This window comes from Enterobacter sichuanensis (assembly GCF_009036245.1).
GTDB lineage: Bacteria > Pseudomonadota > Gammaproteobacteria > Enterobacterales > Enterobacteriaceae > Enterobacter > Enterobacter sichuanensis.
In genome coordinates, this window is the sequence record NZ_CP027986.1 from 3667728 (window position 1) to 3689321 (window position 21594).

Consider the following 21594-nt stretch of genomic DNA (forward strand, 5'->3'; position numbering starts at 1 on the left):
TCATACAGTATCAAGTATTTTGTAGAAATTGTTGCCAGAGCGTTTTTAACGCATAAACGGTGGCCTGACGACGCACGCTTTCGCGATCGCCGCTAAAGCACTCCCGGCGGGTGATCCCTTCGCCTTTGCTGCTGGCAAACCCAAACCAAACGGTGCCGACAGGCTTCACGTCACTGCCGCCGTCCGGACCCGCGATGCCGCTAATGGAGATTGCGTAATCGGCCCGTGCTTCTTTGAGCGCGCCAATGGCCATCTCGATCACCACTGGTTCGCTGACCGCGCCATGCTGTTCAAGGGTGGATTCCCGCACGCCAATCATCTGTGCTTTTGCTTCGTTACTGTAGGTCACAAAGCCACGTTCAAACCAGGCGGAACTGCCGGCAATATCGGTAATCGCTTTGGCAACCCAGCCGCCCGTACAGGACTCAGCGGTGGTGACGGTCGCCCCACGTTGCTTAAGCGCCAGGCCCACTATCTCGCTCAGCTGCATCAATTCATGGTCAGTCATTCTCGCTCCAGGCATCAGAAAAACGTGCTGCACAAGATAGCACTTTCTCGTCAGATATGGGGATGCACTTCCGGTTTTACGAGGGGGCTTCAGAAAATAGCCGGTGCGGGCGCACCGGCAAGCGAAAGATTATTTCATGCTGTTGGCGAGGATATTCACATTGTGGCGAAACGCCTTAACGTAGGTATCCGCCACGCCGCCTTTGGAGGACAGCGCTTCCGGGTAAAGTTCGCCCCCCGGCTGTGCCCCTGTCGCCGATGCAATCTGCTTCACCAGCCGCGGGTCAAGCTGGTTTTCCATAAACCAGGTCTTAACCCCGTCGGCTTTGATCTGGTTGATAATTTCCGCAACCTGCGCCGCGCTCGCTTCACTCTCAGAAGAGAGCCCCTGCGGTGCCATAAACGTCACGCCGTAGGCGCGGCCAAAATAGCCAAAAGCGTCGTGGCTGGTCAGCACCTTACGCTTCGCCTGTGGGATCTGGCTGAACTGCGCTTTGGCCCAGCTGTCCAGCTGGTTAAGCTGCGCGATATACCTTTTTCCGGACGCTTCCAGCGCGGCTTTGTCTTGCGGATCGGCGTTTACCAGCCCGTTCAGAATATTTTGCGCATACAGTGCGCCATTCGCCGCGCTGTTCCACGCATGCGGATCGGTCACGGTTTTGCCCTCTTCTTCCAGGGTGTGTGTTTTGACACCTGCTGACGCCACCACCAGTTGGCCCTTAAATCCGGAGGCCTTCACCAGACGGTCAATCCAGCCCTCCAGACCCAGACCGTTCACCACCACCACATCCGCCTTGCTCAGCGCCGCGCTGTCTTTCGGTGAGGGTTCGAAGGTATGCGGATCGCCGTCCGGCCCAACCAGCGTGGTCACATTCACCCGATCGCCGCCCACCTCCTGCGTGATATCCCCCAGTATCGAAAGGCTGGCGACTACATTCAGGGTTTTCGCCATCACCCCCTGCGACATCATCCCCAGCGCGAGCGCCACCATTAGTCCTGTACGTTTCATCATTTCCCCTTGCGTTAAAAAAGCGTACGCAGGCTGCCCGCGAGCCTGCTTCGCGTACCAAATAAGACAGAAACCAGGAACAGTGCGCTGGCCGTCAGCACGATGGACGGCCCGGCGGGCAGACTCACCGCCCAGGAGAGGCTTAGCCCCAGCCACGCGCAAAAAATGCCGCTAATGCCCGCCATCAGGAGTAGCCCTGGCAACGTGCGCACCCAGCAGCGCGCCGCCACCGCCGGCAGCATCATCAGCCCGACAGCCATCAGCGTGCCAAGCACCTGAAATCCGGCCACCAGGTTAAGCACCAGCAGTGCCAGAAACAGTCCGTGCAGCAGGCCTGGCAGCCAGCGGGCGTTCACCTGCAGCCAGGCGGTATCAAACGCCTCGGACACCAGCCCGCGATAGAAAACCGCCAGCGCCAGCAGCGTGAACATGCAAACGCCTGCCACAAACAGCGCAGCGTCGTTATCCACCGCCAGAATGGAGCCAAACAGCAGGTGCAGCAGATCGACATTCGAGCCTCGCAGCGATACCAACGTCACGCCCAGTGCCAGCGAGCCAAGATAGAACCCGGCAAAGCTGGCATCCTCTTTAAGCGGCGTACGACGGCTGACCAGCCCGGCCACCAGCGCGACGGCAATCCCGGCAATAAATCCGCCGATACTCATTGCCAGCAGTGACATGCCGTTCAGCAGATAGCCCACGGCAACGCCGGGCAATATGGCGTGTGAAAGGGCATCGCCCATCAGGCTCATCCGGCGCAGCTGCAGAAACACGCCGAGCGCGGTGGTACTGACAGAAAGCGCCAGACAAACCACCAGCGCGCGACGCATAAAGCCGTACTCGATAAACGGCTGAAAAAAAAGATGCCAGATCATGCCACCCTCACCCGCTCGGTCTTCCATTGGGGAATGTCAGCGTCCAGCCTTAACGTCTGCGGGAAGTGGCGCGACACGCGCTCGCTGTCGTGCAGTACCGCAAGCAGCGTTTGACCCTGCATATACATCTCCAGCATCAGATCCATCAGTACATTGCAGGTGGCTTCATCGACCCCGGTAAAGGGCTCATCGAGCATCACCAGCGGTGCCTGCTGTACCAGGATGCGGGCAAACAGCATGCGCTGAAACTGACCGCCGGAGAGCTCATCGATAGTGGATAACGCCATGGATTCGAGCCCCACGCGTTCCAGCGCGCGGGCAATACGCAAGCGTTTTTCCCGACGGAGAGCGGAAAATAGCGAAATACCCGGCCAGCAGCCCATGCTGACGACATCCTGTACGGTCACGGGAAATTGCGCCTCCAGCGCGTGACGCTGCGCCAGCCAGCCAATGACCGGGCGCTTTCCCTGCCAGCGGAAGCTGCCGTTTACGGGGGGAATAAACCCGGCGAGCGTTTTCAGCAGCGTGGATTTCCCGCAGCCGTTAGCGCCGATAATGGCGGTCATGCTTCCCCGCTCAATCAAGCCGGAGAGCGCACGCGTGACGGGTATACGATCATAACCCGCAATCAGTTCATCCATCACAATCATGGCAATGCCACCGCCCAGCGCACAGCCAGGCCGATAAAGAGAACAAGCACCAGCGCCAGCAAAAGCCGAACGGGCGCAGAGAGAGAAAAAAGGGACGTTGACATCTCGATACCACAATTAATGTTATAACATAACAATAATCAAAGGTAACTGAGATGTAAATGGCGCGTTTGAAACGGGAGTGTGGCGAAATGTTTCTGCAAAATGCCCCTCTCCCGTGGGAGAGGGTCAGGGTGAGGGCATCAGGTCCCACCGTGCGCGCAACCATGCCGGGTAGCGGCGTTGCCTTACCCGGCCTACCCGTCAGAACGATCTACTGACTAAACGGCGACGCTGCCGGCACGCGGGCCTGCGATACCGCCAGACCCAGCTGCCATACGGCCATCGCATAATGGGTGCTGTGGTTATAACGGGTAATGGTGTAGAAGTTCGGCATGCCGTACCAGTACTGATAGCCCGTTCCCACATCCAGGCGCAGCAGACTCACCTGATCAACATTGCCCAGCGGCTGCGTTGGCGTTAAGCCCGCCGCCGCCAGCTGTGCGACGCTGTATTTGGTTTTGAAGCCGTTTTCCAGACCAAACGCCTCGCCGTTTGCCTGTACGGCAACCTGACCACCCGGCGTCCAGCCATGCGCTTTGAAGTAATTCGCCACGCTGCCGATGGCATCTACCGGATCCCACAGGTTGATATGACCATCCCCGTTAAAGTCGACGGCATACTGTTTATAGGAGGACGGCATAAACTGGCCGTAGCCCATCGCACCGGCAAACGATCCTTTCAGTTCGAGCGGGTCGTCCTGTTCGTTACGCGCCATCAGCAGGAAGGTTTCCAGCTCGGAAGAGAAATACTCCGCACGGCGCGGATAGTTAAAGGAGAGCGTCGCCAGCGCATCCAGAATGCGTGTTTTCCCCATCACGCGACCCCAGCGGGTTTCCACGCCGATAATCCCGACGATGATTTCAGGCGGTACGCCGTACACCTGCCAGGCGCGGTTGAGCGCATCTTCATACTGATTCCAGAACACCACGCCGTTTTGCACGTTGTCCGGGGTAATAAACTGTTTGCGATAGCGCAGCCACGCACCGTTTGGCCCGCTCGGCACCTGGGCCGTCGGCGCCTGCCTGTCCATCAGGCGCAGCACGTAGTCCAGACGCTTGGCCTGCGACAAAATTTCGTGCAGCTGCTGTCTGTCAAAGCCGTGTTTGCTCACCATTTTATCGATGAACTGCTCGGCCGCCGGGTTGTTCGCGAAGTCGCCGCCCATCTGCATCATATTGTGCTGCGGCTCCAGCAGGAATCCTCCGGAAGGCGCGCCCGCCGTTTGCTGAACGGCTTCGGTCTTAGGTTTGCTACTACAGGCAGACAGCAGAATAAGCGCAGGCAACAGCGCTGCATAACGACGCTTGAACATGAGACATCCATTTAACGGGTTCGATAAGAACCCAGTATGGTAAAGCATCCGCAACACCTCAAGGAAGCAGTACACACCTCCCCCACGCAAATCCGCCCTTTTTTCCACCGAAAATCCCTCCCCTCATCGATTAACTTTCAAAATAATCCATTTTTCTTTCATTGTGAGATCTGATTAACACTTTAAAACCTTTCAAAGTGATTATTATTAGTCGCGGTAATACAAAAACAAAAACCCAGAGGAGAGAAGAATGATAGAAACCATCACCCACGGCGCCGAGTGGTTCATCGGGCTGTTTCAGAAAGGCGGAGAAGTGTTCACCGGCATGGTGACCGGGATCCTGCCCCTGCTGATCAGCCTGCTGGTGATCATGAACGCGCTGATAAACTTTATCGGCCAGCAGCGCATTGAACGTTTCGCCCAGCGCTGCGCCGGGAACCCGCTGTCCCGCTACCTGGTGTTACCTTTCATCGGCACTTTCGTGTTCTGCAACCCGATGACCTTAAGCCTCGGTCGCTTTATGCCAGAAAAGTACAAGCCGAGTTATTACGCTGCCGCTTCCTACAGCTGCCATTCCATGAACGGCCTGTTCCCGCACATCAACCCCGGCGAGCTTTTTGTTTATCTCGGGATCGCCAGCGGTCTCACCACCCTTGGCCTGCCGCTCGGCCCGCTGGCGGTGAGCTATCTGCTGGTTGGTCTGGTGACCAACTTCTTCCGCGGCTGGGTGACGGACCTCACCACCGCCATTTTCGAGAAAAAAATGGGCATCCAGCTTGAACAGAAAGTCCAGCTTTCAGGAGCCACAGCATGAACCGGATCCGCATTGAGAAAGGCACAGGCGGCTGGGGCGGCCCGCTGGAGTTCGACGCCACCGAAGGCAAAAAAATCGTCTACATCACCGCGGGCACGCGCCCGGCGATCGTCGACAAGCTGCATGAACTGACCGGCTGGGAAGCGGTCGATGGCTTCAAAGAGGGCGAACCGCCGGAAGCGGAAATCGGCGTGGCGGTGATCGACTGCGGCGGCACGCTGCGCTGCGGCATCTATCCGAAGCGTCGCATTCCAACGGTGAACATTCACTCCACCGGAAAATCAGGCCCACTGGCGCAGTACATCCTTGAAGACATTTATGTGTCGGGTGTGAAGGAGGACAACATCACTCTGGTGAATGGCACTCCCGCGCCGCAAAAAGCGGCCCCGCGCGATTACGACACCAGCAAGAAGATCACCGAGCAGAGCGATGGCCTGCTGGCAAAGGTCGGGATGGGCATGGGGTCCGCCGTGGCGGTGCTGTTCCAGTCCGGGCGCGACACCATCGACACGGTGCTGAAAACCATCCTGCCGTTTATGGCATTCGTCTCGGCGCTGATCGGCATCATCATGGCGTCTGGTCTGGGTGACTGGATTGCCCACGGCCTTGCCCCGCTCGCCAGCCATCCGCTCGGGCTGGTCACGCTGGCGCTGATCTGCTCCTTCCCGCTGCTGTCGCCGTTCCTCGGCCCGGGCGCGGTGATTGCCCAGGTCATCGGCGTGCTGATTGGCGTGCAGATTGGCCTGGGCAATATTCCCCCGCACCTCGCCCTGCCCGCCCTGTTTGCCATTAACGCTCAGGCGGCGTGCGACTTCATCCCCGTTGGGCTGTCGCTGGCCGAAGCGCGCCAGGACACCGTGCGCGTGGGCGTGCCGTCCGTGCTGGTCAGCCGCTTCCTGACGGGCGCTCCGACGGTGCTGATTGCCTGGTTTGTCTCTGGCTTTATTTATCAATAAGAGGTTTTTGCAATGACCGTGATTTACCAGACCACCATTACCCGCATCGGCCAGAGCGCAGCCGATGCATTAAGCGACCAGATGCTGATCACCTTCCGCGAAGGCGCGCCTGCGGATATCGAAGAGTTTTGTTTTATTCACTGCCACGGCGAGCTGAAGGGCGAGCTGAAGGCCGGTAGCCAGCTGGAGCTGGGCGAGGCGCGCTATGCCGTGACCGCCGTCGGCGACGTGGCTGAGCAAAACCTGCGCGAGCTGGGCCACATCACCCTGCGCTTTGATGGTCAGCCGCAGGCGGAATATCCCGGCACGGTTCACGTCGATGGTCCGGTTCCGCAGGCTGTCACCCCAGGCTGCACGTTAAAATTTGTTGCGTAATTAAGGAGATAGACATGAGTCAGGTTGCCGTTGTCATTGGTGGGGGACAAACCTTAGGCGAGTTCCTCTGCCGTGGGCTTGCCGCAGAAGGTTACCGCGTGGCGGTAGTGGACATTCAGAGTGAAAAAGCCGCCCGCGTGGCGGATAGCATCAATACCGAGTTTGGCGAAGGAATGGCGTACGGCTTTGGTGCCGACGCCACCAGCGAGCAGAGCGTGATGGCGCTGGCCCGCGGCGTGGATGAAATTTTTGGTCGTACCGACCTGCTGGTCTACAGCGCGGGAATCGCAAAAGCCGCGTTTATCAGCGATTTCGAACTGGGGGATTTTGACCGCTCGCTGCAGGTCAATCTGGTGGGCTATTTCCTCTGCGCCCGCGAGTTTTCCCGTCTGATGATCCGCGACGGCATTCAGGGGCGCATCATTCAGATCAACTCAAAATCAGGGAAAGTGGGCAGCAAGCACAACTCCGGCTACAGCGCGGCGAAGTTTGGCGGCGTGGGGCTGACGCAGTCCCTGGCGCTGGATCTGGCCGAATACGGGATCACCGTTCACTCACTGATGCTGGGCAACCTGCTTAAATCGCCGATGTTCCAGTCCCTGCTGCCGCAGTACGCCACCAAGCTTGGCATCAAAGAGGAAGAGGTGGAGCAGTATTACATCGATAAAGTGCCGCTGAAGCGCGGGTGCGATTATCAGGACGTGCTGAACATGCTGCTGTTTTACGCCAGCCCGAAAGCCTCGTACTGCACCGGGCAGTCTATTAACGTCACCGGCGGACAGGTGATGTTCTGATCGAGCGGGCGGAAGCCCTCACCCTAACCCTCTCCCACAGGGAGAGGGAATACAACAAGGAGCCGATATGGTCACCGCACTCATTACCGTCGCCGCCCTCGCCTGGATCTGCCAGATGGCGTTTGGCGGCTGGCAAATCCACCAGTTTAACCGCGCGTTTGACGCCCTGTGCCAGAAAGGTCGCGTGGGCGTCGGGCGGTCCGGCGGACGTTTCAAACCGCGGGTCGTCGTCGCGGTTGCGCTGGATGAAAACAATAACGTCTGCGATTCCCTGATCATGCGCGGGATGACCGTCTTCGCGCGGCCGGTGAAAATCCAGGCAATCAACGGCATTTCGTTGCAGGAATTGCGGCCTGATGTGATCTTTCCCCATGATCCACTCTGTCAGAATGCACTATCATTAGCGCTTAATCTGAAACATGGATAATTTCGTTGTGAAAGCTATAGCCTTGCGAAATTATCATTTCGCAACCTAAGGAACGAAGCGCCTATGAAACCTCGTCAGCGGCAGGCGGCCATTCTCGAGTATCTGCAAAAGCAGGGAAAATGCTCGGTAGACGATCTGGCCCACTACTTTGACACCACCGGCACGACAATACGCAAAGACCTGGTATTGCTCGAAAATTCTGGCGCCGTCATTCGAACCTACGGCGGCGTGGTGCTCAATAAAGACGAAGCCGACCCGCCCATCGATCACAAAACGCTGATCAACACCCACCAGAAGGCGCTGATTGCCGAAGCGGCGGTGAAATTTATCCACGATGGCGACTCCATTATCCTCGACGCCGGCAGCACCGTGCTGCAGATGATCCCCCTGCTCAGCCGCTTTAATAACATCACCGTGATGACTAACAGTCTGCACATCGTCAACGCCCTGTCAGAGTTTGACAGCGAGCAGACCATCCTGATGCCCGGTGGCACCTTCCGTAAAAAATCCGCGTCGTTTCACGGGCAACTGGCCGAGAACGCCTTCGACCACTTCAGCTTCGATAAACTGTTTATGGGGACCGACGGCATCGACCTGAACGCGGGCGTCACCACCTTTAACGAGGTGTTCAACGTCAGCAAAGCGATGTGCAACGCAGCGCGGGAAGTGATTTTAATGGCGGACTCGTCGAAGTTTGGCCGTAAAAGCCCCAACATTGTGTGCAGCCTGGAAAGCGTCGACAAACTGATTACCGACGCAGGTATCGACCCGGCGTTCAAAAAAGCGCTGGAAGAGAAAGGCATCGACGTGATCGTAACCGGAGAGAAAGATGAGTGATTTTCTGTTAAACGCAGGCCGCCAGACCCTGATGCTGGAACTGCAGGAAGCCAGCCGCCTGCCGGAGCGTCTGGGCGAGGAGTTTGTGCGCGCGGCCAACACCATTATCCAGTGCGAAGGAAAGGTGATTGTCTCCGGGATCGGTAAATCCGGCCATATCGGCAAGAAAATTGCCGCGACCCTGGCCAGCACCGGGACACCGGCGTTCTTCGTGCATCCGGCAGAAGCGCTGCACGGCGATCTGGGGATGATCGAAAGCCGCGACGTGATGCTGTTTATCTCCTACTCCGGTTCAGCCAAAGAGCTGGATCTCATCATTCCGCGCCTGCAGGAAAAGGCGGTCGCTCTGCTGGCGATGACCGGAAAATCCCGCTCGCCACTGGCGCTGGCCGCCAAAGCGACGCTGGATATTTCCGTGGAGCGCGAAGCCTGTCCGATGCATCTCGCCCCCACCTCCAGCACCGTTAACACGCTGATGATGGGCGACGCGCTGGCCATGGCGGTAATGCAGGCGCGCGGCTTTAACGAAGAAGATTTTGCCCGTTCGCATCCGGCGGGCGCGCTCGGCGCACGACTGCTCAATAAAGTGCACCATCTGATGCGCACCGACGATGCCATTCCGCAGGTTAAGCTCGATACCAGCGTCATGGACGCGATGCTGGAACTCAGCCGCACCGGCCTGGGCCTGGTGGCGGTGTGTGACAACGAGGACTTTGTGAAGGGCGTCTTTACCGACGGCGACCTTAGGCGCTGGCTGGTGGGTGGCGGCAAGCTGGAATCGCAGGTGTCAGAAGCGATGACCCAGGGCGGGCTAACGCTGAACGCTGAGAGCCGCGCTATTGAGGCCAAAGAGAGCCTGATGAAACGCAAAATCACCGCCGCGCCGGTGGTGGATGACGCCGGCAAACTGTGCGGCGCCATCAACCTGCAGGATTTCTACCAGGCCGGGATCATCTAACGCTTCAGTCCGAGGCGCTTCGCCAGCCGGTGTCGGCTGGCGACGTCCATCTCAGGAGCCCGCTTTCTTTTACGCATTTTATTCATGAAGTAAATACATATTAGGTAAATCATTATTAATCCCTTATTTATTCTGTCCATAACGGTTTAAATGCGGAACAGGTGTAAAACATCAACCTGTTTTATTCCCTGATTCCGGCTTAGTCTGATTATTAATTACTCAGCCGGAGACCTCCCATGGCGACTTTCACTAAAGAACTACACTATCTTTCAACCTATTTTAAGCAGGTTAAAAAATCAGAGCATATATTGTTTCGCTGGCTCTACCTGAGCCCGGAGGCGCGCATTGAGCGTCTGCGCGAACTGATGATGCCCGTGAGCGCCCCTAAAAAATGAGTGCGCCCAAAGCTTACAGGCCGGGTATGCCCAGCGCAACCCGGCAAAAAGCGGAACAAATAATTCAATTCATCATTGTTTATTTAAATATAAATTAACTGAACAAATATAATTAAATTAATTTATGCTGCATCACAATTTCATCCATTCTGCTTCCGCATTAAAATAAAAACTGTTATTTTTCGGTGTGAATTAAGTTTTACTGGAACCCACTCTCATGAATGCATTTAGTTATTTACAGCGTCTGGGTAAAGCCCTGATGTTGCCCATCGCCACGCTGCCTGTGGCGGCGATCTTATTACGTCTCGGTCAGCCCGATGTTTTTAATATTCCCTTTATTGCCAGTGCGGGGGGCGGTATTTTCGACAGCTTACCGCTACTTTTTGCCCTTGGCATCGCCATTGGTCTGGCTAAAGACAACGCGGGCGCGGCCGCCCTTGCCGGTGCCGTCGGCTTCCTGGTGCTGACCAAAGCCACGGCGGTCATTAACGCATCCATTAACATGTCCTTTTTCGCAGGGATTATTGCTGGCGTGGTCGCAGGCCACTGCTATAACCGCTTCTCGAATACCAAACTGCCGGACTTCCTCGCCTTCTTTGCGGGCAAGCGGCTGGTCCCGATCGTGACCGGGCTTATCTGCCTGTTCATCGCCTGGGTGTGCGGCTACGTCTGGCCTTCCGTGCAGCACGGGATTGATACCTTCAGCCTGCTCGTTTCCCGCAGCGGCGAACCGGGCTGGTTTATCTATGGGGTGCTCAACCGCGCGTTGATTCCGTTTGGCCTGCACTACATTCTGCACTCCGTCTTCTGGTTTAGCCTCGGCGACTGTCTGAAGGTCACCTATGACGCCGCGAGTGCGGTACATAACATCTGTCTCGCACCGGATGTGGTGAAAGGTCTGGTGGTCGGCGGTGCCGTACCGGGCATCGAGGGGTCCTCTGTCACCCAGATTGCCACCGACCTGACCCGTGGCGACCTTAACCGCTTCTTCGCAGGTGACCCGCATGCCGGCGTTTACATGGCCTGGGCATATCCGATCTTTATGGGCGGTCTGCCGGGTGCTGCGCTGGCGATGTATTTTGCCGCGCCGAAAGCCCGCCGTTCAGCCGTAGGCGGGATGCTGCTCTCTGTGGCGCTGACGGCTTTCCTGACCGGCATCACTGAACCGATTGAGTTCTCCTTCCTGTTCCTCGCACCGGCCCTGTATGCCCTGCATGCAGTCCTTGCGGGTGTCAGCATGGTGGTCGCCAACAGCCTCGGCGTGCTGCATGGCTTTGGTTTCTCAGCCGGGTTGATCGACTTTGTGCTTAACTGGGGACTTGCCACGAAGCCGTGGATCTTAATCCCGCTGATTGTGCTGTTCTTCGCGATCTATTTTGTGGTGTTCACCTTCGCGATCCGCGTCTTTAAGCTGAAAACGCCGGGACGCGAGGAGGAGGACACCATCACGGGTGGGTCTGACGATCAAAGCGAGGCCATTGCCCGGTACATCGTGGCGTTGGGTGGTAAAGAAAACCTGAAGAGTGTCGACGCCTGCATTACCCGCTTACGCCTGACGCTGGTGGATAACAGCGTGCTGGATGAACCGGCGCTGAAAGCGCTGGGTGCCAAAGGTATTCTGAAAATGGGTACCCAGAATGCGCAGGTCATACTCGGCCCTCAGGCTGAAAGCATTGCTCTGAAGATTCGGGCACAGACAGAAGCCTGACGCTGAGCGTTCCTGTTCCCTCTCCACACAGGAGAGGGAATAAAACCGGAACACTTCATCTATCCAGACCTTATTTATTCCGCAAAACACCCTACACTCTCAACATCCCTTATCGTCACCGGAATGTCGCTATGCGCCAGCTTCAGAAAATCCGTCAGTATCAACGGCTTTATCAGCATTATGGTGCTGCGCCAAAGCCGACCACCATCGCGGAAGTGGCGGAGGTGGCAGTGTGCAGCGAACGCCACGCGCGCACCCTGCTGCGCCAGCTCGCGCAGAGCGGCTGGCTAAGCTGGAACGCCCAGCCGGGACGCGGGCATCGGGCCATCCTGCATTGCCTGACGACCACCAGCGAACTGAGTGCGCCGCTGATGCACGCCTGTCTGGAGAAAGGGGATTACCAGAGCGCGCTGCAGCTGGCAGACGGTGATCCGGCCAGCCTGCATCACATCATCACCCCGTTTTTAGGCGGAAAATGGCTAAAACATCAGCCGACGCTGCGCATACCCTGGTACCGCGCCCTCACGTCGCTTGATCCGTCTCTTCAGCGCCGCCGTGCTGAACAGCATATTATCTGCGCGGTTCACGCGGGGCTGACGCGCTACGCGCCCGGCCACCCGCAGCCGGTAGCGGATTTAGCCCACCACTGGGAAATTGATGATGACAAACTGCGCTGGCGCTTCTACCTGCGCAGCGGCGCGCACTGGCATAACGGGCAGGCCATCAGTGATGAAGATATTCTCAGCGCACTGCACCAGCTGCTGGCCGACCCGGCCCGCAGCGCAGGGCTCGCGCACGTTACTCAGGTATCGCTTGTCGCCCCCTGGTGTCTGGAGATCGCACTCACCGCACCCGATGCCTTGCTGGCCCATCGTCTGGCGCATCACGCCTGTCGCCTGCCGCATCCGCAACAGCCGGGTATTGGCGCAGGTCCCTTTGCTATCGCCCATCATCATTCGCACTACCTGCGCCTTGAGCGCCAGCCGTGGTACTTTGCGGCGCACCCGCTGCTGCATGCGATCGAGTTCTGGCGAACCCGCAGCGAGACGGAAAAAACTGCCTGGATCACCGTAGGGAAAGGCGAAAACGCCCGGGAGTCTGTCACCTCCATCAGCAGTGGCTTTGCCTGGCTGATGCTCAACGTCGGGTTGCCGCAGCCGCTGGCGGCCTGGCTGCGTCAGGAAATTCAGCAGATTAATCAGCAGAACATCCACCGGGATGATGTCGACACCCGCACTGAAATTCTTCCCGGCATCACGACCCCCGTATTTCCGGAAGCGTCCGACGTGACGCTTCCCGCCACCCTGTCGCTGGTTTGCTATCACACGCCTGAGCTGTGCGAGCTTGCCAGTATGCTGCAAACACGCCTGAAAAAGCGCGGCTGCGAGCTGATCATCCACAGGAAAGATCGTGAGGCGTGGCATGTCCCCGACGCGCTGACGAAGGCGGATATCTTACTGGGGGATTATCTGGCGGGGGAATTGCCGGTCTTTGCGCTGGCAGAGTGGTTTACTGAAGAGCCTGCCTGGGCCACCGCCCTGGGGCAGGGTCCGTGGCAAAAAGCGAAGCAGACCCTGATGCGCTATTGCGAAAGCGAGGAGAGCCTGCAAACAGCGCTGCCGTCTTTCTTCCAGTCCTTACTTGAAAGCGGCGCCTGCACGCCGCTGTTCCACTACCGCTATCGTCTTAATACCCTGGAAAACGTGCAGGACATTGTGCTGACCGCCAGCGGCTGGCTCGATTTTACCCGCGCCTGGCTGCCGCCAGCTCAGGAACGTACCACCAGCGCGTCGTAGCCGCGCCAGCGGTAGTTGACCATCGAGATCAGCCAGCAGGCGACAAACAACCCGACGACCACAAACCCGGCGTTGCCCAGGTTATCGTTCACCGCGCCAATCACATCCCAGACGCCGCCGCTGAGGGCGAATTTGTCCATCAGCAGACCCAGCGCTTCCAGCCCGCCGATAAACAGCGCCACCACCACGGAGGTGCCGGTGATGGTCATGTTGTAGTAAAGCTTGCGCTGTGGCTTGTTAAACGCCCAGCCGTAAGCCCCCACCATCAGCAAATTGTCGAGAGTATCCACCAGCGCCATGCCGCTGGCGAAGAGTGCCGGGAAGACCATGATGGACCACACCGACATGCCGTTTGAGGCGCTGGCGGCAGAAATACCCAGCACGCCAATCTCGGTGGCGGTATCAAACCCCAGGCCAAACAGAAAACCGACCAGGTACATCTGCCAGCTTTTGTTGACCAGGCGGAACGTCGCGCCGAACAGCCAGTTCATCACCCCGCCCTGCGCCGGAAGCGCAATCTCCCCCTGCACAGGCTTGCCGTTTTTCAGCGCCTGGAAACTGCGCCACACGCCGCGCAGGATCACCATATTCACCAGCGCCATTGCCAGCAGGAAGGTCGCCGACACCGCCGTGCCAATCAGGCTGCCGGTCTCGTGAAACCACGCCATATTCTTCTGAAACGCCGTGGCGGTCGCGGCAATGGCAATCGAGGCCAGCACCACAATGGTAGAGTGCCCCAGCGAGAACCAGGCCCCGACGCCGGACGGGCGTTTCCCCTGCTGCATCATCTTACGCGTCACGGTATCGATGGCCGCAATGTGGTCGGCATCCACCGCATGACGCAGTCCGTAGCACCAGGCCAGCAGGCTTGCCGCCATCAGCGCCGTGCTGTCGCTAAAGGTGTGCCATGCCCATCCCCAGGCCATCAGGTTTGCCATTACCAGAGCCAGCAGCAGAAGCGCGGCGCGAGGTTCATTGCGTAAGAGTCGTAACATTTTAAATCCTTTGTGAACATGACCGGGCAGCGGCGACCACCGCCTGCCCGAAGGAGATCGCTCCGTCACCTGCGGGCAGGCGCGAAGGAAAAAGAAGCGTAAAGTCAGAAAGATAATGACGCAGGCGCGCGCGCAGCAGACGGTTATGCAACACGCCGCCGCTGAAACACACCGTGGTCAGCGACAAGCGTCGGGCATGAAACGCGGCGAGCTCCGCCAGCCCTTTTGCCAGCGCGTCGTGAAACGCCCAGGCGCGCGCGCTGGGTTCCGCCTGCCACGCCAGCCATTGCTGCCAGAAGAGGGAAAGATTATCCACCGATAGCGTAACCGGATGCACAGCGCCTTCGCACTGCGACGCCAGGGCTTCGAGCCGACAGGCGGCTTCCCCTTCCCAGGATTGGGTTTCGATACCCAGCGCACAGGCGATGGCATCAAACAGGCGACCGCACGACGACGCCCGCGGCGCATTGATGCCACGCTGGATAGCCTTCGCCAGCAACGGCCAGTTCTGGCGTTGCACCGCACGCGTTTCCGGGTAGTGCTGCCAGTCAGGGACAAACGCCAGACAGTGGGCGAGGAGATTTCGCCACGGCTGCCGGGCTGCGAGATCGCCCCCCGGTAGCGCCACAGCAGGCAGCCCCCCCAGACGTTCGCAGGTAAGATAGTTCACCCGCAGGCACTCTCCGCCCCACAGCTCACCGTTTTCACCCATGCCGATCCCGTCCAGCGTCAGGGCGATAGCGTCTCCGCCATCGAGCGGCCAGTCGTTTTCGGCCAGGCACGCCGCCGCGTGGGCGTGATGGTGATGCACATTTTCAAGAGGCAATGCCTGCGCTTGCGCCCACTGGCGAGCGCGGTATCCCGGATGGGCATCGCACACGACGCGCTCCGGCTGAAAGGCGTAAATGCCCTGCATCACCGACAGCGCTGAACGCCATTGCGCTTCCACACCGTCGTCACTGAGATCGCCAAAATGCTGACTCAGCACCGCCTGGTTTCCGCGCACCAGGCAGAAGGTGTTTTTCATATCCGCCCCGGTGCATATCATGGCGGGAATATTTTCGAACCCGGCAGGTAGCGTGATGGCATCCGGCACAAAACCACGCGCGCGGCGCAGCATCACACCGTCCCGATCCATCACTGAATCGTCCATCCGTTGCAGGATGTCACGGTTATGCAGCAGGAAGCCGTCCGCGATGTCGCTGAGCTCATCCAGTGCCTGCTGGTTGGTGAGGGCAGGCGGTCTGCCGCTGAGATTGCCGGAGGTCATCACCAGCGGGCGCTGGCAGTCCATCATCAGAAGATGCTGCAGCGGGTTCGCAGGAAGCATGATGCCCACGGTGTCCAGACCCGGCGCGATACCTTCCGGGAAGGCGGGCAGCCATGCTGTTGGCGTGAGCACGATGGGTGCGGCGGGCGAACATAACAACGTCTGAACCGGCTCAGGTAACCCATCCGCGTTCGGGATCATCACTGCCAGCGGTTTTGCTGGCCGCTGTTTGCGTGCCCGCAGCCTCGCCACCGCCCGCGGGTTGAGTGCATCACAGGCGAGGTGAAAGCCCCCCAGACCTTTGATGGCGACAATACCGCCATTTTTCAGCATCTGCACCGCCGCGCGCAGCGCAGCCTCACGGGCAGCAGTAACGTCGCCTGCCCGCCACTCAAGCGCGGGACCACAGTCCGGGCAGGCGACCGGCTGGGCGTGAAAACGTCGGTCCGCGGGATGGCGATACTCCGCCTCACACGGCGGGCAGAGCGGGAATGGCGCCATTGCCGTGGCCGGACGGTCATAGGGCATGGCGCGAATAATGGTGAAACGCGGGCCGCAGTGGGTACAGTTGATAAACGGGTAGCGGTAACGGCGCTCGTGCGGATCGTTCATCTCCGCCAGACAGGCGGGACACGTGGCAGCATCCGGTACAATCTGGGTGTCCATCGTCCCACCCGCGCTGTGGCGGATGGTGAACGCCTCCGGCACATGCGTCCAGGTGAAGGGCTGCGTGTCGATACTGTCGATGCGTGCCAGCGGCGGGCAGTCCTGGCGCAGCCTCGCGGTGAAATGCCCCCCATTACCCGCGAGGCGCACCAGCACGCCCTCTCCGTCGTTACAGACATCGCCGGTCAACTGCAGCGCCTGCGCAAGCTGCCAGACGAAGGGACGGAACCCCACGCCCTGCACCTTGCCACGCACCCGCAGCTGGATGCCGTTACCGCTCATAACGACTCAGAACAACAGCGATGACGACGTGTCGAACGCCGCGCGGCGGCGCTTCTCGGCGCTCATCTGCTCAAGCTTATCGCGATCCACGCAGACCAGCGCGTGGGTCGGGCAGGCTTCCATACAGGCCGGGCCGGCTTCGCGGTGGTAGCAGAGGTCACATTTATTGGCTTCGGCTTTCTCCGCCCGCACGTTCAGTCCCATGCCGCTGTTACGCACGACCGGACGAACCACCACTTCCATCGCGCCATACGGGCAGGCAACGACGCAGGTTTTGCAGCCAATACAGCGCTCCTGCATCACATGCACAAACCCTTTTTCACGCGTGATCGCCCCGTTCGGGCAGACGTTGGCGCACGGCGCATCTTCGCACTGACGGCAGATAGCGGCGGTGGAAATATTCACGCCTTTAATGACGTGGATGCGCGGTAAAAACGTCTCAGGGGTGAGCGACGCGCAATCCTGATCCGCCTGATGGGAAACCACGCACGCCACTTCGCAGGTACGGCAACCAATACACTTACTGGCATCGGCCATAATAAAACGGTTCATCTGCTTCTCCAGCATTACAGTTATGCGCGGAGATATTCATAAACCGTGCCAATTATTAAAGCTTTGATTTATCGCAATTTTATAATCGACACCGGGGCTGTCATCGTCATTTGTGACGATGACAGCTGTCGACATCAGCGGTGCGGGCCGTCAATAACCGAGTCACGCAGGACCAGCTCACCGGAGAAGGTTTGCTGATATTTAAACTCACCGCCGTCGAGCATGAAGATCAGGCGGCTGATGGTCTCTTTAATCATCTCCGTCACCGGGATTCGCACGCTGGAGAGCGACGGCACGATGTAAGGGGCTATCGCCACATCGTCGAAACCGATCACCGACACCGCCTCCGGTGTCGCAACGCCGCTGTCGTGCAACTGCTTCATGGCACCGATTGCCATATCGTCATTACTCGCCACCAGCGCGGTAAAGCGTTCTCCGCGCGCAAGCAGTTCAGCCACCGCCGCCGCGCCGCTGGCCGGGTTCCACTTCCCCTGCGCAATCAGCCCTTCGCGCAGCGGAATGCCGTGCTGCGCCAGGGCGTCCTTATAGCCTGAGAGACGCTCAACCCCGGTGGGGGAGTCCAGCGAGCCGGTGATAAACGCAATCTCCCGGTGCCCTTTCGCAATCAGCTGCGCCACCGCATCCTGGCTCGAGGCTTTATGATCGGACCAGACGCAGTGGCTGCTGTTTTTCCGCAGGCGGCGGTTGAGCACCATAATGGGCTGCTCGCACTTCTCGACGATCTCATCCATCTCTTCCACGCTCAGGAAACGCGGATAGATAATCACCGCGTCGCAGCGCATATCGAGCAGATACTGGATCGCTTCGCGCTCCTCATCAGCGCTGTGCTTGCCGTCGGCGAGGATCAGCTGCCGCCCTTTTTCTTCCGTCATGCGCGCGGCGTGAAACAGCAGTTCGCTGAAGTAGACGCCGTGATACAAGGTGTTGGTCACCACCAGCCCCAGCGTTTGGGTACGTTTGGTCGCCAGGTTGCGCGCCAGTAAATTCGGGCGATAGCCGCTCTCTTCAATGGCCTGAAACACCCGGTCTTTGGTCTCCTGGCTGACGTAGCCATTTCCCGACAGCACCCGGGACACCGTGGCCTTCGAAACGCCTGCCCGCTTCGCCACTTCAAGCATCGTGGTCATGTTGTTATTCCGTCTGAATCTGATGGACCGCAGTGTACTGCACTGCGGAAAAATTGTCGCAGCGGCAAAATCACGCTTTCAGCACGTCATTGGGATCTGCATCACGAAACGAAAATATGGTCAAAAAGCGATCTTGTTTCATCCATAAAAACTCATGATGATTATGTGGAACCGGTTTCCTACATTTCTCACAACGATAACAGGATCTCATCCGATGGCCAAAAATTACGCAGCGCTGGCGAACGACGTGGTCAGCGCGCTGGGCGGCAAAGAGAACATCGTCGCCCTCACCCACTGCATGACGCGTCTGCGTTTCGTCCTGAAAGACGAAAGCCTTATCGACGCGGCGCGCCTGAAAAGCATCAGCGGCGTGCTCGGCGTCGTGCGCAACGACAACCAGTGCCAGGTGATCATTGGCAATACCGTCTCTCAGGCGTATCGCGAGGTGGTGAGCCTGCTGCCGACGAACCTGCAGCCCGAGGTGCCGGAAGGGCCGCAGAAGTTGACGTTGCGCCGCATTGGCGCCGGGATCCTCGACGCGCTGATCGGCACCATGTCCCCACTGATCCCGGCGATCATCGGCGGTTCGATGGTTAAACTGCTGGCGATGATCCTTGAGATGACCGGCGTACTGCCAAAAGGCGCGCCGACGCTCACCATTTTGACCGTCATCGGCGACGGCGCGTTCTTCTTCCTGCCGCTGATGGTGGCGGCCTCGGCGGCGGTGAAATTCAAGACCAACATGTCGCTGGCGATTGCCATTGCCGGCGTGCTGGTCCACCCGAGCTTTATCGAGCTGATGGCCAAAGCCGCGCATGGCGAGCACGTTGAGTTCGCCTTTATTCCGGTCACTGCGGTGAAATACACCTACACCGTTATCCCGGCGCTGGTGATGACCTGGTGCCTGTCGTACATCGAACGCTGGGTGGATCGCATCACCCCGGCGGTAACGAAAAACTTCCTGAAGCCGATGCTGATCGTGCTGATTGCCGCCCCGCTCGCCATCGTGCTGATTGGCCCGCTGGGGATCTGGATCGGTAGCGCCATCTCCGCGCTGGTCTACACCATTCACGGCTACCTGGGCTGGCTCTCCGTGGCGATCATGGGCGCATTGTGGCCGCTGCTGGTAATGACCGGGATGCACCGCGTGTTTACCCCAACCATCATCCAGACCATTGCCGAAACGGGCAAAGAAGGGATGGTCATGCCGTCAGAGATCGGCGCCAATCTGTCGCTCGGTGGTTCGTCGCTGGCAGTGGCGTGGAAAACTAAAAACCCGGAACTGCGCCAGACGGCGCTGGCGGCGGCAGCCTCTGCCATTATGGCGGGATCTCTGAACCGGCCCTGTACGGCGTCGCGATCCGTCTGAAACGCCCGCTGATTGCCAGCCTGATAAGCGGCTTTATCTGCGGCGCGGTGGCCGGTATCGCCGGGCTTGCCAGCCACTCAATGGCCGCGCCGGGGCTGTTTACCAGCGTGCAGTTCTTTGACCCGGCAAACCCGATGACCGTCGTCTGGGTGTTTGGCGTGATGGGTCTGGCAGTGGTCCTGTCGTTTGTTCTGACCCTGCTTTTAGGGTTTGAGGATATCCCGGTCGAAGACGACGCCGAAAAAGCGCGTGCCCTGCAGAGCGCACCGGTACCGAACAACGCAGCAAAAGCATAAATTGAAAGCGAGGTAAGAATGTCTGTTTTTCCACAAGGATTTTTATGGGGCGGCGCGCTTGCCGCCAACCAGAGTGAAGGGGCTTACCGTGAAGGCGGCAAGGGACTGACCACGGTCGATATGATCCCCCACGGCGCGAATCGCCTGGCGGTAAAGCTCGGTAAGGAAAAGCGTTTTTCGCTGCGTGACGACGAGTTCTACCCGAGCCACGAGGCGATTGATTTTTACCATCGCTATAAAGAAGACATCGCCCTGATGGCGGAGATGGGCTTTACGGTGTTCCGCACCTCGATTGCCTGGAGCCGCCTCTACCCGAACGGCGACGAACCGCTGCCCAATAAAGAGGGCATTGCCTTCTACCGCGCGGTGTTTGAAGAGTGCAAAAAGTACAACATCGAGCCGCTGGTGACCCTCTGCCACTTCGACGTGCCGATGCACCTGGTAACGGAGTACGGATCCTGGCGTAACCGCAAAATGGTAGATTTCTTCGCCCGCTACGCCCGCACCTGCTTTGAAGAGTTTAACGGGCTGGTGAAATACTGGCTGACCTTCAACGAAATCAACATTATGCTGCACAGCCCGTTCTCCGGTGCGGGGCTGGTGTTTGAAGAAGGTGAAAACGAAGACCAGGTGAAATACCAGGCCGCGCACCACGAGCTGGTGGCAAGCGCGCTGGCGACCAAAATCGCCCATGAGGTGAACCCGGAAAACCAGGTCGGCTGCATGCTGGCGGGTGGAAACTTCTACCCTTACTCCTGCAAGCCGGAAGACGTGTGGATGGCGCTGGAGAAAGACCGCGAGAACCTGTTCTTTATCGACGTGCAGGCGCGCGGCCGCTATCCGGCCTACTCTGCCCGCGTGTTCCGCGAAAAAGGGGTGGTGATTGTTAAAGATCCGGGCGATGACGAACTGCTGAAAAACACCGTCGATTTTGTCTCGTTCAGCTATTACGCCTCGCGCTGCGCGTCGGCAGACATGAACGCGGGCAACACCAGCGCGGCGAACATCGTGAAATCCCTGCGCAACCCGCACATTGAGGTGAGCGAATGGGGCTGGGGCATCGACCCGCTCGGCCTGCGCATCACCATGAACATGATGTACGACCGCTACCAGAAGCCGCTGTTCCTGGTGGAAAACGGCCTCGGAGCGAAAGACGTCATTGATGAAAACGGCGAGATTAACGACGACTACCGCATCAGCTATCTGCGCGAGCATATCCGCGCGATGGGCGACGCGATTGAGGACGGCGTGCCGCTGATGGGTTACACCACCTGGGGCTGCATTGACCTGGTGTCGGCCTCAACGGGGGAGATGAGCAAGCGCTACGGGTTTGTTTACGTCGACCGCGACGATGCCGGCAACGGCACGCTGGACAGAAAGCGCAAAAAATCGTTCTGGTGGTATAAGAAGGTGATTGCGAGCAACGGGGCGGATCTGGCGTAGCATGTTTTGCCGGGTGGCGGCTTCGCCTTACCCGGCCTACAAAACCGTAGGCCCGGTA

Annotated in this window: 20 protein-coding genes and 1 pseudogene; 12 read left to right on the plus strand and 9 right to left on the minus strand. The window is 58.7% G+C overall.

Translation table 11 applies throughout. The features are described from left to right. Positions 1–10: 10 nt before the first annotated feature. The 5 genes from pncC to mltB form a co-directional block, all read right to left on the minus strand. Positions 11–508, minus strand: coding sequence for a nicotinamide-nucleotide amidase (pncC, locus tag C1N69_RS17730; RefSeq protein ID WP_155031626.1), 498 nt, complete (start codon positions 506–508; stop codon positions 11–13). Between the two features lie 129 nt (positions 509–637). Then, positions 638–1516, minus strand: coding sequence for a metal ABC transporter substrate-binding protein (locus C1N69_RS17735; RefSeq protein ID WP_155031943.1), 879 nt, complete (start codon positions 1514–1516; stop codon positions 638–640). A 14-nt stretch (positions 1517–1530) separates the two neighbouring features. Further along, positions 1531–2391, minus strand: coding sequence for a metal ABC transporter permease (locus C1N69_RS17740; RefSeq protein WP_155031627.1), 861 nt, complete (start codon positions 2389–2391; stop codon positions 1531–1533). Next, positions 2388–3041 (minus strand): metal ABC transporter ATP-binding protein, encoded by a 654-nt coding sequence (locus C1N69_RS17745; protein WP_047959319.1) that lies wholly within the window; start codon positions 3039–3041, stop codon positions 2388–2390. Before C1N69_RS17745 ends, C1N69_RS17740 begins: the two co-directional genes overlap by 4 nt. A 313-nt stretch (positions 3042–3354) precedes the next feature. Next, positions 3355–4455: a lytic murein transglycosylase B gene (mltB, locus tag C1N69_RS17750; protein WP_025757118.1), complete on the minus strand. Its 1101-nt coding sequence runs from the start codon at positions 4453–4455 to the stop codon at positions 3355–3357. Between the two features lie 250 nt (positions 4456–4705). On the opposite strand from mltB, the gene srlA reads away from it, so the two are divergent. From srlA to C1N69_RS17795, 10 genes are all read left to right on the plus strand, one after another. Further along, the gene (gene srlA / locus C1N69_RS17755) at positions 4706–5269 is read left to right on the plus strand and encodes a PTS glucitol/sorbitol transporter subunit IIC (protein ID WP_025757117.1); all 564 of its coding nucleotides are present in this window, start codon (positions 4706–4708) and stop codon (positions 5267–5269) included. Continuing rightward, positions 5266–6225 (plus strand): PTS glucitol/sorbitol transporter subunit IIB, encoded by a 960-nt coding sequence (srlE, locus tag C1N69_RS17760; protein WP_059386981.1) that lies wholly within the window; start codon positions 5266–5268, stop codon positions 6223–6225. The genes srlA and srlE overlap by 4 nt, the downstream gene beginning before the upstream one ends. A 12-nt stretch (positions 6226–6237) precedes the next feature. Further along, positions 6238–6600: a PTS glucitol/sorbitol transporter subunit IIA gene (srlB, locus tag C1N69_RS17765; RefSeq protein ID WP_024907705.1), complete on the plus strand. Its 363-nt coding sequence runs from the start codon at positions 6238–6240 to the stop codon at positions 6598–6600. Between the two features lie 14 nt (positions 6601–6614). Next, positions 6615–7394 (plus strand): sorbitol-6-phosphate dehydrogenase, encoded by a 780-nt coding sequence (srlD, locus tag C1N69_RS17770; protein ID WP_047959322.1) that lies wholly within the window; start codon positions 6615–6617, stop codon positions 7392–7394. 67 nt (positions 7395–7461) lie between these two features. Then, positions 7462–7821: a transcriptional regulator GutM gene (gene gutM, locus C1N69_RS17775; protein ID WP_045286053.1), complete on the plus strand. Its 360-nt coding sequence runs from the start codon at positions 7462–7464 to the stop codon at positions 7819–7821. Positions 7822–7884: 63 nt separating this feature from the next. Next, positions 7885–8658 carry a glucitol operon DNA-binding transcriptional repressor SrlR gene (srlR, locus tag C1N69_RS17780; RefSeq protein ID WP_059386982.1) on the plus strand — a complete coding sequence of 258 codons (774 nt, stop codon included), beginning with the start codon at positions 7885–7887 and terminating at the stop codon, positions 8656–8658. Continuing rightward, positions 8651–9616: an arabinose-5-phosphate isomerase GutQ gene (gutQ, locus tag C1N69_RS17785; protein ID WP_155031628.1), complete on the plus strand. Its 966-nt coding sequence runs from the start codon at positions 8651–8653 to the stop codon at positions 9614–9616. The genes srlR and gutQ overlap by 8 nt, the downstream gene beginning before the upstream one ends. A gap of 236 nt (positions 9617–9852) precedes the next feature. Further along, positions 9853–10011, plus strand: a complete 159-nt coding sequence (locus C1N69_RS22815) for a hypothetical protein (protein ID WP_164881264.1) — start codon at positions 9853–9855, stop codon at positions 10009–10011. A gap of 217 nt (positions 10012–10228) precedes the next feature. After that, entirely contained in the window at positions 10229–11719 is a 1491-nt protein-coding gene (gene nagE / locus C1N69_RS17790; protein ID WP_095441283.1) for an N-acetylglucosamine-specific PTS transporter subunit IIBC, read from the plus strand. A gap of 131 nt (positions 11720–11850) precedes the next feature. Next, on the plus strand, positions 11851–13515 hold the full coding sequence (locus tag C1N69_RS17795; RefSeq protein ID WP_155031629.1) for an SgrR family transcriptional regulator: 1665 nt from the start codon (positions 11851–11853) through the stop codon (positions 13513–13515). Here the strand turns inward: C1N69_RS17795 and C1N69_RS17800 are convergent. The 4 genes from C1N69_RS17800 to C1N69_RS17815 all read right to left on the minus strand — a co-directional run bounded on the left by C1N69_RS17800 (position 13488) and on the right by C1N69_RS17815 (position 18428). After that, positions 13488–14510 carry a HoxN/HupN/NixA family nickel/cobalt transporter gene (locus C1N69_RS17800; protein WP_155031630.1) on the minus strand — a complete coding sequence of 341 codons (1023 nt, stop codon included), beginning with the start codon at positions 14508–14510 and terminating at the stop codon, positions 13488–13490. The two genes, C1N69_RS17795 and C1N69_RS17800, sit on opposite strands and share 28 nt — an antisense overlap. A gap of 1 nt (position 14511) precedes the next feature. Next, positions 14512–16728, minus strand: coding sequence for a carbamoyltransferase HypF (gene hypF, locus C1N69_RS17805; protein ID WP_155031631.1), 2217 nt, complete (start codon positions 16726–16728; stop codon positions 14512–14514). Between the two features lie 6 nt (positions 16729–16734). Next, entirely contained in the window at positions 16735–17280 is a 546-nt protein-coding gene (hydN, locus tag C1N69_RS17810) for an electron transport protein HydN (RefSeq protein ID WP_047959330.1), read from the minus strand. A 134-nt stretch (positions 17281–17414) separates the two neighbouring features. Continuing rightward, entirely contained in the window at positions 17415–18428 is a 1014-nt protein-coding gene (locus tag C1N69_RS17815; protein WP_045286048.1) for a LacI family DNA-binding transcriptional regulator, read from the minus strand. A 214-nt stretch (positions 18429–18642) separates the two neighbouring features. Between C1N69_RS17815 and ascF the strand changes: the two are divergent. Both ascF and C1N69_RS17825 read left to right on the plus strand, forming a co-directional pair. Continuing rightward, a pseudogene (ascF, locus tag C1N69_RS17820) lies at positions 18643–20093 on the plus strand (PTS cellobiose/arbutin/salicin transporter subunit IIBC). A gap of 18 nt (positions 20094–20111) precedes the next feature. Beyond that, positions 20112–21536 (plus strand): 6-phospho-beta-glucosidase, encoded by a 1425-nt coding sequence (locus C1N69_RS17825; RefSeq protein WP_047959333.1) that lies wholly within the window; start codon positions 20112–20114, stop codon positions 21534–21536. Positions 21537–21594: the final 58 nt, after the last annotated feature.